We start from the raw sequence: 12,891 nt of genomic DNA on the forward strand, positions 1-12,891 counted from the left end.
CGAAGGCTAGGCGATCTGCGCTCAGTGCGTGATCGGTCTGTGGATAACCAGCGACGAAGCGATGTCCGATGTCCGAATTAGTCTCAGAGCATCACTTGATTTATTAGTAGATATCTTCGAGGATGGATCCATGGGCACCGCACTCTCCGCCCCGTCCGCTCTCCCCCGTGAGAGCACTGCCTCCCGCGCGCAGGAACTGCATCGACTGCGCAGCGAGATCTCCCGTATGCAGCGTCGTCGCAGCGATGTTCCTCTCCTCCCGATCGATCAGGCGCTGGAAGGCCTGCTTCCCGATGACGGGCTGCGCACCGGCGCCGCATACTCCCTCATGCCGTCGCCGAGTCTGCTGGGCGCGCTGCTGGCCGCACCGTCGCAGAAGGGCTCGTGGTGCGCCGTCATCGGCATGCCGACCCTCGGCATCGAGGCGATGGCCGGCTTCGGCGTCGACCTGTCGCGCCTCATCCTCGTGCCGGACCCCGGTCCCCGCTGGCTCACCGTCGCCTCCGCCCTGTCCGAAGTCGTCCCGCTCATCGCCGTGCATCCGCGCAATCGGGCGTCGGATGCCGACATCCAGCGCATGAACGCACGGCTGCGCGATCGCGCCTGCACGCTCCTGGTCACGGCCCGCTGGCCCCAGAGCGAGGCGACGCTGCGTGTCGAAGAGACCGAGTGGCACGGACTCGGCGAAGGCTGGGGGCTGCTCGCGGATCGCACGGTCACGATCAGCTGCTCATCCCGCCGGCTGGAGACGCCGCGGCGCATCCGGGCGCGCCTGCCTGGTTCCCTGGGGCGGGTGGATGCCGCGCCGGCCCCGCTGCGTCCGGTCGCACCGCTGCGCCGCACGGCGGATGAGCGTCCCGTTCTTCCGGATCAGTGGGCGGTGGCCGGATGATGCCCCCTCGCCATCTCGTGCTGTGGCTGCCGGATTGGCCGGTGCGCGCAGCTGTCGGCGCCCCGCCGCCGTACGGCCCCGTGGCCGTCGTGCAGGCGAATACGATCATCGCCTGCTCCGACGAGGCCAGGGCGCAGGGGGTACGCCGCGGACAGCGCCGGCGACTGGCGCAGTCCCGCTCCCCCGCGCTGCAACTGCTGAACGTCGATCCGCTCCGCGACGAGACCGCGTTCCTCCCCGTTCTGCGGCTGCTCGAGGATCAGGTGCCCGGCGTCCAGCAGCTGCGCCCAGGGCTCGCCGCGCTCCGCGCCCGCGGCCCCTCCCGGTATTACGGCGGCGAAGCCGAAGCGGCGAGCGTGCTCATCGAGATGCTCGCGGAACACGGGCACCCGGGCACCAGGGCAGGCGTCGCCGACGGCCTGTTCACCGCCGAGCAGGCGGCGCGCCTCGGCGACCCGGCACTGATCGTGCCGCCAGGAGGCGCCGGCGATTTCCTCGCCCCGCTGCCCGTCCAGGTCCTCGGCGACGAGGAGATCACCGCTCTGCTCGATCGGCTCGGAGTCAGGCGGCTCGCCGATTTCGCCCGGCTCGGCGAGAACATGATCCGAGACCGCTTCGGCGAGCGCGGTGCACGTCTGCACGCGCTGGCCGCCGGCGCCGACTCCCGCCCGTTGCCGTCCGGGTCCCCTCCCCCCGAGCTCTCCCGCGAAGTGTCGTTCGAGACGCCGCTCGGTCAGGCCGATCAGGTGGCCTTCGCCGTCCGGCAGACGGCTGACTCCGTCTTCGCCGGGTTGGCCGAGGCGTCTCTGGTCTGCACCGAGGTCCGCATCGATTTCACCGACGATGACGGCGCGGTCTCCACCAGGGTGTGGATGCATCCGACATCCTTCGAAGCCGCAGACCTCGTCGACCGGGTCCGCTGGCAGCTCGAGACGCTGCGCCCCGCCGACTCGGACGCCTCGGATCGGGTGCCAGCCGGCATCGTGACCGTGCGGATCGTCCCCACCCGCACGGACGACAGCCGACACCATCAACCAGGACTCTTCGGACAGGGGCCGGAGGAGCGTCTGCATCACGCGGTCTCGCGCGTACAGGCTCTGCTCGGTCACCGAGGGGTGGTCACCCCCGTGATCGTCGGCGGGCGCCGTATGGCCGATCGCCAGCAGCTGCAGCCCTGGGGCGATCGCGCTCCGATCGAGCGCGATCCTGCGATGCCCTGGCCGGGGAGTCTGCCCGCGCCGCATCCTGCCGAGGTCTTCGCACCCCCACGGCCGATCGCGGTGACGGCGGCCGACCGGTCCATCCCCACCGTCGATGCCAGGGGCGCGCTCTCCGCCGCACCCGCCTTCATCGCGGATGCCGCTGTGCTCTCCTGGGCCGGCCCCTGGCCTCTGCGCGAGCACGGCTGGGATCCGGATGCCGCGCAGAGCGCCCATCGGTTCCAGATCGTCGATGCCGCCCAGCGTGCGTGGCTCGTGCTGTGGGAGGACAAGAGCTGGTGGGCTGAAGGGAGGTACGTCTGATGGGCTGGCAGAACCATCCGGGTATGAGCTGGCGCGAGCTCGAGGAGACGCTGAGCGCCCGCGAACCGGCAGACGGCGTCCCCGTCCGCCCCGATCCGGGTCCGATCAGCAGGAAGAGACAGGCCGAACCGCCTGTTTCCGTCACACGCCCGCAGAATGCCGTCCCCTATGCCGAGCTGCACGCGCACTCCACGTTCTCGTTCCTGGACGGCGCCTCCTCCCCCGAAGACATGCTCCTCGAGGCCGAGCGGCTCGGCCTCACGGCCCTGGCGATCACCGACCACGATGGCTTCTACGGTGCCGCCCGCTTCGCCGAGACGGCGGATGCCGGCGGGTTCGACGTGCAGACCGTGTTCGGTGCCGAGCTGTCGCTGAATCTCACCGCCCCGCGAAAGGGCTCCCCCGATCCACCAGGGGAGCATCTGCTGGTCCTGGCCGGCGGCATCGAGGGCTACCACCGGCTGTCCGGCGCGATCACCCGGGCCCAGCTGCGCGGCGGCGAGAAGGGGCGCCCGCAGTACGACATCGACGAGCTCGCAGCGCTCGCGGACGGTCATTGGACGATCCTCACCGGCTGCCGCAAGGGCGCCGTGCGCAGGGGGCTCGCGGCAGGCGATGCCGCGACCCCGCTGCGCCGCCTCGTCGATCTGTTCGGCCGGGATCGGGTGGCCGTCGAGCTCATCGACCACGGCGACCCGCTGGATTCGCGTCGCAACGACGCGCTGGCCGATCTCGCCCGCACCGAGCGGCTGCCCGTGGTGGCGACGAACAATGTGCACTACGCGGCGCCGGAGCGCGTCGGCATGGCCGAAGCGGTCGCCGCGGTGCGCGCCACCCGCGGCATGGACGAACTGGACGGGTGGCTTCCCGTGCACGGCTCGGCGCATCTGCGCAGCGGAGCCGAGATGACCGAGCGGTTCCGTCGCTTCCCCGGTGCGATCGGCCACGGGCTCGCCATCGCCCGCGACAGCGCCTTCGAACTGCGCAGGGCGCGTCCCGCGCTGCCGCGCATGAAGGTCCCGGACGGGGAGACCCCGATGAGCCATCTGCGTGCGCTGGTCTGGGAGGCGGCCCCTCGGATCTATCCCCGTCTGAACGACGATGGCCGTCGCCGCATCGAGCGGGAACTGAACGTCATCGAGGAGAAGGACTTCCCCGGGTACTTCCTCATCGTGCACGGCATCGTGGCCGAAGCACGCCGCCGCGGCATCCTCTGCCAGGGTCGAGGGTCGGCAGCGGCGAGCGCGGTCTGCTATCTGCTCGGGATCACCGCCGTGGACCCGATCCTGTACCGGCTGCCCTTCGAGCGCTTCCTCGCCACCACCCGCGAAGAGGAGCCGGACATCGACGTCGACTTCGACTCCGACCGACGCGAGGAGATCATCCAGTGGGTGTACGAGCAGTACGGGCGCGAACGAGCCGCACAGGTCGCGAACGTCATCCAGTACCGCCCCAAGAACGCCGTCCGGGACATGGCGAGGGCTCTGGGGCATTCCCCCGGGCAGCAGGACGCCTGGTCCAAGCAGGTCGAGGGGTGGGGCGCCGACCTGCAGCCCGCCGAGGGCCACGACATCCCGGCGCAGGTGCTGGCGTACGCCGGGGATCTACTGAAGGCGCCACGGCATCTCGGCATCCACTCCGGGGGCATGGTGCTCACCGCCAGGCCGGTCGGCGAGGTGGTCCCCGTCGAGCACGCCAGGATGGCGAACCGCACGGTCATCCAGTGGGACAAGGACGACGCGGCCTGGATGGGGCTGGTGAAGTTCGACCTGCTGGGGCTGGGGATGCTGGCGGCCCTGCAGCACTGCTTCGATCTCATCGCCGGGGCCACCGGAGAGCGCTGGACGCTGCAGTCCCTCCCGAAGGAGGAACCGGCGGTGTACGACATGCTGTGCCGGGCCGACTCGATCGGGGTGTTCCAGGTCGAATCCCGGGCGCAGATGGGGCTGCTCCCCCGATTGCAGCCGCGGGAGTTCTACGACCTCGTCATCCAGATCGCCCTCATCCGCCCCGGCCCCATCCAGGGCGGGGCCGTGCACCCGTTCGTACGCCGCAAGCTCGGGCAGGAGGACGTCACCTATGCGCACCCGGTGCTGGAGCCGATCCTGGAGCGCACACTGGGCATCCCCGTGTTCCAGGAGCAGCTCATCCAGATGGCAACGGCGCTCGGCGACTGCGACGCCGACGAGGCCGACCTGCTGCGCCGTGCGATGGGATCCAAGCGAGGGCTGGAGAAGATCGAGCGCATCCGCGAGAAGCTGTACGCCGGCATGGCGCGGCACGGACTCGACGAGGCCACCTCGAACCGGATCTATGCGCAGATCCAGGCGTTCTCGAACTTCGGATTCGCCGAGTCGCATTCGCTGTCCTTCGCGCTGCTCGTCTACGCCAGCTCCTGGCTGAAGCTGCACTATCCCGCCGCGTTCCTCGCCGGTCTTCTGCGCTCTCAGCCGATGGGCTTCTACTCGGCGGCGACGCTCACCTCGGACGCTCGGCGGCATGGCGTCCGCGTGCACCGGCCCGACTTGCATGCCTCGGAGGCGCAGGCTGCGCTCACCCCGCTCGAAGACGGCCGCGGTGCCACCGGACAGGCATCCTGCCTCCTCGACGGGGACCCGGATGCCGCTGTGCGCTTCGACCGGTCGAAACCGGACGAGTCGGCCGATCATCGACGCGACGGCGCGTACGCCGTCCGCCTCGGGCTCTCGGACGTCCGCGGCATCGGGCTGCCGTTCGCGGAGCGGATCGTCGCCGAGCGGGACGAGAACGGTCCCTTCCGCGATCTGAACGACCTCGTCCGCCGCACGGATGCCACCGCCGCACAGGTGGAGGCGCTGGCGACAGCCGGTGCCTTCGAGAGCATGGGGATGAATCGTCGGGAGGCGGCCTGGCTCGCCGGTGCGGCAGCCGAAGACCAGGCTCGCTTCCTGCCGGGCACGGTCGTGGCCGTGCAGCCTCCGTTGTTCCCCGATCAGACCGGATACGAACGGCTGTCCGCCGATCTCTGGGCCACGGGCATCGCGACCGACGATCATCCCCTGACGCACTTCAGAGCGCAGCTGGACGAGCGGGGTGTGCTCGCCTCCGCCCTCCTGGCCGACCATGAGGTGGGCCGTCGCATCGAGGTCGCGGGCCTCGTGACGCACCGGCAACGCCCGGCGACGGCATCCGGCATCACGTTCCTCAACCTCGAGGATGAGCACGGCCTGGTCAATGTGGTCTGCTCACCCGGAGTGTGGAGGCGCTATCAACGGGTCGCCAGAGACTCCCCCGCGCTCATCGTCCGCGGCATCCTGGAGCGCTCGACCGAGGGCGTCGTGAATGTGCTCGCCGACGCGTTCGAGGATCTGCGCACGGGCCTCCAGCACCGCTCGCGCGACTTCCGCTGACGGCTGACGGCTGACGGCTGACGGCTGACGGCTGACGGCTGACGGCTGACGGCTGACGGCTGACGGCTGACGGCTGACGGCTGACGGCTGACGGCTGACGGCTGACGGCTGACGGCTGACGGCTGACGGCTGAGTTCACCAGAAGCGGTCGGGTTCCCTCTCGGGCAACGGGTCCGATCCCCAGCGGTCGGATTCGTCCTTCGCCGCCCCGGCCGCGGCATCCGCCCCGCGCAGCGCGATGTCGGCATCGAATGCCGCCGATCGCACCGCATCGACCTTGACGGCCGTCCGCGGGCCGTCGGCCGTCGATGTCACGGTCGTTGTCAGGACCCGGCCCTGCCAGACCGACAGCTCCGCGGACGGTTCCTCGGCACGCTGGTAGCGCACTCCCGTCTCGAGGTCCGTGATCGCGACGACCATGCTCGTCCCGCCGACGAGGTCCAGCTGTTCGGCGACCTCGACGCGGTGACCGACCGGGATGGGCGCAGAGGCCGCCAGCACGAGGGTTCTGTCCATGAGACCACTCTAGGAACTTCGCCTGTGGAGCGCACTCGGAATCGGCGTCAGACCGAATCCTCTCGTCGTTCCTCGTCCGGCACGTCGATCGACTGCTCGAACACGTCCGCGACGTCGGCGTGGATGCTCGCGGCATCCGGAGTCCGATCGCCGAACGGCTGCTCCACGTCGTCCGGATCGTCCAGGAGTTCGCGTTCCTGCTCCCAGCGATCCGGTCCAGGCGTCTCCTGGTCGATCGGTTCCTCATTCCGCTCACGCATCGCAGGCTCCTTCCGTGCGTTCGCTTCCATAAAAGTCCAGGATGCGCCCGCGCGGCGAGATCCGCGAGGGGGCAGCGCGCAGCACCGCGATCGTCAACCGGGTCCGCGATCTCGCTCCTGCCTCGTACGGTGGCCGCACAGGACGAAGGGAGCAGACATGAGCGACGCAGAACGCGGGAACACCAAGCACGGTCCCGCTCTCGACGATCAGATGGAGCAGGAGTCGCGCGGCATGGTGCAGGGGCACGGCCGACCCCACGCCGAAGAATTCCGCGAGACCGAGCCTCTCCCCGATGACACGGACGCCGCCGAGGTCGAGCAGGCGTTCACCCAGGACGAGCCGGATGCCGATCATGACTGAGCTCTCCGAGATCACGGACCTCCTGCGCCAGCGGGGCCCTTGGACCGCCGCGTACGTGGACGGCCCAGGAGCCGAGCCGCAGGTCGTCGAAGAGAAGAAGCAGGATGCCGTCCGACGCGGCCACGAGGATTCCGGTGCGCCTGAGGCGGATGCCGAGGCGATCGCATCCGCGCTGCGCTCGGGAACCGGTCTGCCTTCCCCGTCGGCGCGATACCTGATCGCCAAAGACGGTCAGGTCGTGCTGGATGCGCCGTTGGAGGGCGCTCGCCACGGGGCGGAGATCGCCGCGCACGGTCCGGTGCCGCCGCTGCGCCCTCTCCTGTCTCATCAGGGCGACGATGTCGAATATCTCGTCGTCGAGACGGGTCGCGAGGGCGCCCAGCTGCGGTGGGAGCGGGCCGGGAGGTCATCCGGTGCGGCCCTCGACATCGAGGGCCGCACCGATGCGCTGCCCAAGGTCCAGGCCGGCGGCTGGTCGCACGCCAAGCACCAGCGCACGTCGGAACAGATCTGGAAGCTCAATCAGCGCGAGGTCGCCGAGGCCGTCGACCGGACCGTCCGCGAGGTTCGCCCTGCCTTCATCGCGATCGCCGGGGATGTTCGTGCCCGGCAGCTCCTGATCGCGGATCTCGCCGAGGAGAGCCGTGGGATCGCCGTCGAAGTCGATGCCCACACGCGCGCCGCCGGATCCGACGACGGCGCCCTCGAATCGAGGATCGAGGAGGAGCTGGACCACATCGAAAACCGACGACGTCGCAACGGCCAGAGAGCGCGCGCAGACCGCCAACGGGAGACGCGGCGCCCACGGCATCCCAGAGATCATGACCGCCCTGCAGGAGGCCGCGGTCGACACGCTCGTGCTCGACGAGCGGCTCTGGGACGACGATCGCACCCTGGACGCGCTCGCCGACGTCCCCTGGGTCGATGACGGCGACCGACTCGGTGTCGGCTCTCTCGGCCGGATCCCCGCGGCCGATGCACTGGCCAGGGCCGCCCTGCTCACCGACGCGCGCGTCCTGGTGGAGCAGGACGACTTCGAAGAGCCGGACGAGGAGCGCGAGCAGCGCGCCACCCGCGAACCACTGGCCGTCCTGCGCTGGCCGGCTGCGTGAACCTCAGCCCAGCAGATCGGCCGTCGCGGCCAACCAGCGGTCTGCGACGATGCGGTGGCCGTGCGGCGTCGGATGGATGCCGTCTCCGGCGATCTCCTCCGGGCTGCTCTCCTGCGCGTGCGCGATGAGAGGAGCATCCAGCGCGACGAAAGTCGCACCGAACTCGTCGGCCAGACGGCGCTCGATCTCGATCTTCGGGTCGAGATCCTCGCGGAATCGCAGCTTGTCCGTCACCGGCAGCAGGAACGGCTCGAGCATGACGATGGCGGCATCCGTGCGCTGCCGGATGGCCGCGAGGATGGTGCGCAGGTTGGCTTCGAACTGCTCCGCGCTGGTGGCGTCGTCATCATCGTATCGACGCCAGACGTCGTTGATCCCGATCAGGATGCTGACGACATCAGGGCGCTCATCGATGCAGTCCGCATCGAGACGGGCGATCAGATCGCCCGTCCGGTTCCCTCCGATCCCGCGGTTGACGACCTGCAGCTCCGGATGGGATTCGCCGAGACGGCCGGCGATCACGCGGACGTACCCGTCGCCGAGCTGGTCAGGGTCGTCTCGTCGTCCGGCATCGGTGATGCTGTCGCCGAAGAAGAGGATGGTGCGGGCGCGAGCGTCGCTGCTCATTCGTAGGTGATCCGTCCTGGTCGGGATGTCGCGGGCTCGATCGAGCCGCGGCCATCCTATCGACCGGCCGCACACCCTCTGCGCGATCGTTCAGCTTGGCTCGCCTACCGTGGGAGCCATGACGTCGAGCGCCGAGAATCTCAACGCCATCGCCGCCTGGGCGGTCTCCCTCATGGAGACCCTGGGTGGACCGGGAGCCGGTCTCGCGATCGCCCTGGAGAACCTGTTCCCTCCCCTGCCCAGCGAGGTCATCCTGCCGTTGGCGGGGTTCACCGCGCACCAGGGTTCGCTGAGTCTGGTCTCGGTGCTGATCTGGACGACCGTCGGATCGATCGTCGGTGCGCTGGCGCTGTACGGCCTGGGTGCATGGCTCGGCCGACGGCGGCTGTTCGCGATCGCCGAGCGGATGCCGTTGATCAAGATCGAGGACGTCGAACGTGCCGAGGCCTGGTTCCTGCGGCACGGCTCCAAGGCGGTGTTCTTCGGCAGGATGATCCCCATCTTCCGAAGCCTGATCTCGATCCCGGCCGGCGTCGAGCGGATGCCTCTGCTGCGTTTCACTCTGCTGACCACCGCGGGCAGCGCGATCTGGAACACCATCTTCGTCATGGCCGGCTATCTGCTCGGGGCGAACTGGCACATCGTCGAGGAGTACGCCGGAATCTTCCAGAAGCTCGTCATCGCCGCTGTCGTGATCGCGATCGTCGCGTGGATCATGCTGCGCGTACGGCAGATCCGCCGCGACCGCGCTGCGGTCCGACGCGACGGCGAACTGCAGGCGAGCGCCGCTGCCGCCGACCGGGCAGAATGAGGGCATGGTCCTTTCCCTGATCGAGCGGGAGCTGGCCTCGGCAGGCCGGTCTGGATCATCGACGTGAGGGCGCTCGCCCTGACGGCACGCACCGGGCGCCTGTACTTCGCCGTGCAAACCGCAGCCGGGGCTGCGTGGTGGCTCGGCGTGTGGCTGATCCCTGCTGTGCGGTCGGCGACGCTCGGGGCTCTCGACCCCCTTGTCCTGGCCGTGCTCGACATCCCCCTGTTCGTGATCGCTTCGGCGCTCGTCGCGTGCGGGCTGCGATGGGCCGTGTGGATCGTCGTACCGTGGACGAGCCTGGTCGCGGTGTGCATGGCGGCGTACGCAACGCTGACCGGCACCGCCGGTTGGGGAGCGCTGCTCATGGTCGCGGCCGCCGCGGGCAGCGTCATGGCGGGCATCCTCGTCCTGTGCGGCCGCCTGCCGAGCGAGCGGATGATCGTGGGACCGTTCGCGTTCCGTGCAGCGCCGGAGGCGGGCGCGCACGTGGCGCGCACCGTCGGGCAGCTGTCCCTGTTCTGGGGCGTCTTCCTGGTCGCCCTCCCCGCTCTGATCGTCGCGGTGGAGCATCGTTGGGGGCTCGTGGCTCCGGTGATGCCCGCGATCAGGATCGCCGGCGGCGTTCTCCTGGTCGCCGCGAGCACGCTGGGCATCTGGTCAGCGCTGACGATGGCGACGCGCGGCGCGGGTACGCCGCTTCCCTCCGCGATGCCCCGGCGGCTCGTCGTCGCGGGACCGTACCGCTGGGTGCGCAACCCCATGGCGGTCGCCGGGATCGCGCAGGGCGTCGCGGTCGGCATGCTTGTCGGCTCCTGGCTCGTGGTCCTCTACGCGCTCAGCGGATCGCTGGTGTGGAACACGCTCGTCCGACCGCACGAGGAGGCGGACCTCGAAAGCCGATTCGGTCAGGAGTACGCCGGCTACCGGGCCCGTGTGCGGTGCTGGATGCCGGGGCGACCGTTCGCGGTGCCGGTCAGTCCGGGCCGTCGATGACTTCATCGACGAGAGCGATCCCGCCCGACGAGTTCGCCGAGTTCATCAGATCCTGAATCCACTGCGGGTTCAGGTCCGGCGGCTCGGGCTCGTCGAAGATGAACTGCAGCGGGATCGACGGGTGCAGCCAGATCGTGGACCTTCCCCGTGGTTGATTCTCGGGGTGCCGCCAGGACATCGTGAAGCCCTCGTGCCTCCGGAGCTTCGTCGTCACGACGACCTTCAGATGCGCGAGGGTCCGGTCGTCCAGGACGATGGGACGATTTTCGCCGTCATAGATCAGCTGGCCCATGTCCGAACGCTACGCTCAGCATCCCTCGTCCGCCAGTGGGATCGCCGACTTCGGTCAGCTCGTGAGAGCCGTCGCGACCTGCAGATCTTCGACGAGGCGGCGCCGGATGAAGGGGGTTGCGCACGCGGATTGTCCTGGTCCAGCGCTTCGCTGTCAACGGGCGCGACGACGCCGGCGGGGTGCATCACACTGAGGGCGATGACGATGGGAGAACACCATGTCCGACCCTCAAGCCCTGCCCGATGACGAGCGTCTCGTGAACGCCGATGGCGTGGACCCCGACATCCCCACGACCGACGCGCGACCGGACCCGGACGACACCTCGCCGGCAGAAGAGGATGCCGACGAGGACACGATCGAGGTCGAGGATCTGCCGTAGCGGAGCTCGCGGTGACTGCTCAGGCGTCCGGTGCGTCGAGAACCTCGTCCACCAAAGAGATGCCGCCCGTCGAGTTCGCCGAGTGCATGAGCGCCTCGATCCACTTCGCGTTCAGCTCCGGCGCCTCCGGCTCGTCGAACGTGAACCGCAGCGGGATCGACGGGTGGATCCAGATCGTGGAGCGCCCGACGGCGTCTCCCTCCGGGTGCTGCCAGGACAGCGTGAACGATTCCTGCCGACGCAACTTCGTCGCGATGACGACTTTGAGGTGCGCGAGGGCGCGATCCTCAATGTGGATCGCATCATCGGACGCGCCGTAGTGAAGTGTGCCCATGGGGCGACGGTACCCCATTCCGGTCGCCGACGTATCACTGGACATTCCGGATTCGTTCGTCAAGGGGCTGTCGATGCGAGCATCCGGCTTTCTAGCATCCGAATATGGTCGATCGCTACGTCGAAGCCTTCCATCAACTGTCCGCAGAGGCCAACGACGCAGGTCTGATGCGTCGTCGATATGGGTTCTATTGGGCGATGATCCTGTTCTGGACGCTGACCACGGCGGCGATTCTGGTGGCGGTCGTCCTATTGGGCGAATCATGGTTCCAACTCGTGCTCGCGGCCCTGCTGGGAGTCGCGATGGCTCAGCTCGGATTCCTCGGCCATGAAGCGGCCCACCAGGAGGTCTTCGCCTCGCCGCGCTGGAACGAGTGGGTGGCGAGAGTGCTGGCCGGACTGTTCACCGGGCTCAGCTACGGATGGTGGGTGAACAAGCACAGTCGCCACCACGCGAACCCGAACAAGGAGCGCGAGGACCCGGATGCCGCGCCGGGAGTACTCTCGTTCACTCCGGAGGGCACCGATCAGCGCACCGGATGGGCGGCGAAGCTCGCCCGCTACCAGGGCTACTATTTCCTGCCGCTGCTGTTGTTCGAAGGTTTCTCCCTGCACGTCGATTCGTTCCGGACCATCCTCACCGGCAAGCACGTCACGCATCGGTGGGCCGAGATCCTGTTCGTCGGGATCCGGGTGTTCGGCTATCTCGCGCTCCTGTTCATCGTGCTGCCGGTCGGCATGGCGATCGCGTTCGTCCTCGTGCAGGTGGCCGTGTTCGGTTTCCTGCTCGGCGGGGCGTTCTCCCCGAATCACATCGGAATGCCCACTGTCCCCCACGACGCGGACATCGACTTCCTGCGACGACAGGTGTACATGTCCCGCAATGTGCGCGGTGGTCCGCTCGTCCACTTCTTCATGGGCGGGCTGGAGTACCAGGTGGAGCATCATCTGTTCCCCATGGCACCGCGCCCGAATCTCCCTGCACTGCAGAGGCTGGTCCGGAGGCACTGCGCGGACAACGGCATCCCGTACGCGGAGACCTCGCTCGGCGAGGCGTTCCACATCATCATCGCCTATCTGAATCAGGTGGGTCTGAAGAACCGCGATCCCTATACGTGTCCGCTCGTTCGCCAGTACCGTGGCTGACATTGGAGGCACCATGAAGGTAACCATCAATCCGACCACCTGCATCGCGTCGGGAAACTGCAGTCGCACGGCGCCGAAGGTCTTCGCGAACCGCGAGGAGGACGGTGGATTCGTCAGCATCCTCGATGAGAGCCCTCCCGAGTCGGAATGGGCGGCCGTCCGAGAGGCCGAGGATCTCTGTCCGTCGGCGACGATCCGGGTCGAAGAGGACGAGACCTGACCCACCGGCACGGATCCGGCTGCGCGACCGGCTC

Annotated in this window: 16 protein-coding genes; 11 read left to right on the forward strand and 5 right to left on the reverse strand. The window is 68.8% G+C overall.

Annotated features, from left to right (window positions below; translation table 11 throughout):
* Positions 1-130 precede the first annotated feature (130 nt).
* The 3 genes from ACI7YT_RS11550 to ACI7YT_RS11560 are packed head-to-tail and all read left to right on the forward strand — an operon-like array spanning position 131 to position 5,804.
* Positions 131-892 (forward strand): hypothetical protein, encoded by a 762-nt coding sequence (locus ACI7YT_RS11550; RefSeq protein WP_406245675.1) that lies wholly within the window; start codon positions 131-133, stop codon positions 890-892.
* The gene (locus tag ACI7YT_RS11555; protein WP_406245676.1) at positions 889-2,415 is read left to right on the forward strand and encodes a DNA polymerase Y family protein; all 1,527 of its coding nucleotides are present in this window, start codon (positions 889-891) and stop codon (positions 2,413-2,415) included. Before ACI7YT_RS11550 ends, ACI7YT_RS11555 begins: the two co-directional genes overlap by 4 nt.
* On the forward strand, positions 2,415-5,804 hold the full coding sequence (locus tag ACI7YT_RS11560; RefSeq protein WP_406245677.1) for an error-prone DNA polymerase: 3,390 nt from the start codon (positions 2,415-2,417) through the stop codon (positions 5,802-5,804). Before ACI7YT_RS11555 ends, ACI7YT_RS11560 begins: the two co-directional genes overlap by 1 nt.
* Before the next feature lie 135 nt (positions 5,805-5,939).
* Here the strand turns inward: ACI7YT_RS11560 and ACI7YT_RS11565 are convergent, their stop codons facing one another.
* Positions 5,940-6,320, reverse strand: coding sequence for a hypothetical protein (locus ACI7YT_RS11565; protein ID WP_406245678.1), 381 nt, complete (start codon positions 6,318-6,320; stop codon positions 5,940-5,942).
* A gap of 47 nt (positions 6,321-6,367) precedes the next feature.
* On the reverse strand, positions 6,368-6,580 hold the full coding sequence (locus ACI7YT_RS11570; RefSeq protein ID WP_406245679.1) for a hypothetical protein: 213 nt from the start codon (positions 6,578-6,580) through the stop codon (positions 6,368-6,370).
* A 157-nt stretch (positions 6,581-6,737) separates the two neighbouring features.
* Between ACI7YT_RS11570 and ACI7YT_RS11575 the strand changes: the two genes are divergently transcribed.
* From ACI7YT_RS11575 to ACI7YT_RS11585, 3 genes are read left to right on the forward strand one after another with little or no spacing between them, the layout of a single operon-like run.
* Complete coding sequence (locus ACI7YT_RS11575; RefSeq protein WP_406245680.1) at positions 6,738-6,941, forward strand: hypothetical protein; 204 nt, start codon at positions 6,738-6,740, stop codon at positions 6,939-6,941.
* Positions 6,934-7,869, forward strand: a complete 936-nt coding sequence (locus ACI7YT_RS11580) for a Vms1/Ankzf1 family peptidyl-tRNA hydrolase (RefSeq protein WP_406245681.1) — start codon at positions 6,934-6,936, stop codon at positions 7,867-7,869. Before ACI7YT_RS11575 ends, ACI7YT_RS11580 begins: the two co-directional genes overlap by 8 nt.
* Positions 7,763-8,053 (forward strand): hypothetical protein, encoded by a 291-nt coding sequence (locus ACI7YT_RS11585; protein ID WP_406245682.1) that lies wholly within the window; start codon positions 7,763-7,765, stop codon positions 8,051-8,053. The genes ACI7YT_RS11580 and ACI7YT_RS11585 overlap by 107 nt, the downstream gene beginning before the upstream one ends.
* A gap of 3 nt (positions 8,054-8,056) precedes the next feature.
* Here ACI7YT_RS11585 and ACI7YT_RS11590 read toward each other — a convergent pair whose 3' ends face one another.
* A complete protein-coding gene (locus ACI7YT_RS11590) occupies positions 8,057-8,680 on the reverse strand; it encodes an SGNH/GDSL hydrolase family protein (RefSeq protein WP_406245683.1) in 624 nt (207 codons plus the stop codon).
* A 118-nt stretch (positions 8,681-8,798) separates the two neighbouring features.
* Between ACI7YT_RS11590 and ACI7YT_RS11595 the strand changes: the two genes are divergently transcribed.
* On the forward strand, positions 8,799-9,491 hold the full coding sequence (locus ACI7YT_RS11595) for a DedA family protein (protein ID WP_406245684.1): 693 nt from the start codon (positions 8,799-8,801) through the stop codon (positions 9,489-9,491).
* Positions 9,492-9,548: 57 nt separating this feature from the next.
* A complete protein-coding gene (locus tag ACI7YT_RS11600) occupies positions 9,549-10,487 on the forward strand; it encodes a methyltransferase family protein (protein ID WP_406250571.1) in 939 nt (312 codons plus the stop codon).
* Here the strand turns inward: ACI7YT_RS11600 and ACI7YT_RS11605 are convergent.
* Entirely contained in the window at positions 10,468-10,779 is a 312-nt protein-coding gene (locus ACI7YT_RS11605; protein ID WP_406245685.1) for a hypothetical protein, read from the reverse strand. The two genes, ACI7YT_RS11600 and ACI7YT_RS11605, sit on opposite strands and share 20 nt — an antisense overlap.
* Positions 10,780-10,996: 217 nt before the next feature.
* Between ACI7YT_RS11605 and ACI7YT_RS11610 the strand changes: the two genes are divergently transcribed.
* Positions 10,997-11,158, forward strand: coding sequence for a hypothetical protein (locus ACI7YT_RS11610; protein ID WP_406245686.1), 162 nt, complete (start codon positions 10,997-10,999; stop codon positions 11,156-11,158).
* Between the two features lie 19 nt (positions 11,159-11,177).
* Here the strand turns inward: ACI7YT_RS11610 and ACI7YT_RS11615 are convergent, their stop codons facing one another.
* Positions 11,178-11,492, reverse strand: a complete 315-nt coding sequence (locus ACI7YT_RS11615; protein WP_406245687.1) for a hypothetical protein — start codon at positions 11,490-11,492, stop codon at positions 11,178-11,180.
* Positions 11,493-11,596: 104 nt separating this feature from the next.
* Here ACI7YT_RS11615 and ACI7YT_RS11620 point away from each other — a divergent pair, with 104 nt between their 5' ends.
* The gene (locus ACI7YT_RS11620) at positions 11,597-12,637 is read left to right on the forward strand and encodes a fatty acid desaturase family protein (protein WP_406245688.1); all 1,041 of its coding nucleotides are present in this window, start codon (positions 11,597-11,599) and stop codon (positions 12,635-12,637) included.
* A 13-nt stretch (positions 12,638-12,650) separates the two neighbouring features.
* Positions 12,651-12,857 carry a ferredoxin gene (locus ACI7YT_RS11625; protein ID WP_406245689.1) on the forward strand — a complete coding sequence of 69 codons (207 nt, stop codon included), beginning with the start codon at positions 12,651-12,653 and terminating at the stop codon, positions 12,855-12,857.
* Positions 12,858-12,891: the final 34 nt, after the last annotated feature.

The organism is Microbacterium sp. M, assembly GCF_045181065.1.
In the GTDB taxonomy this organism is placed as follows: Bacteria; Actinomycetota; Actinomycetes; order Actinomycetales; family Microbacteriaceae; genus Microbacterium.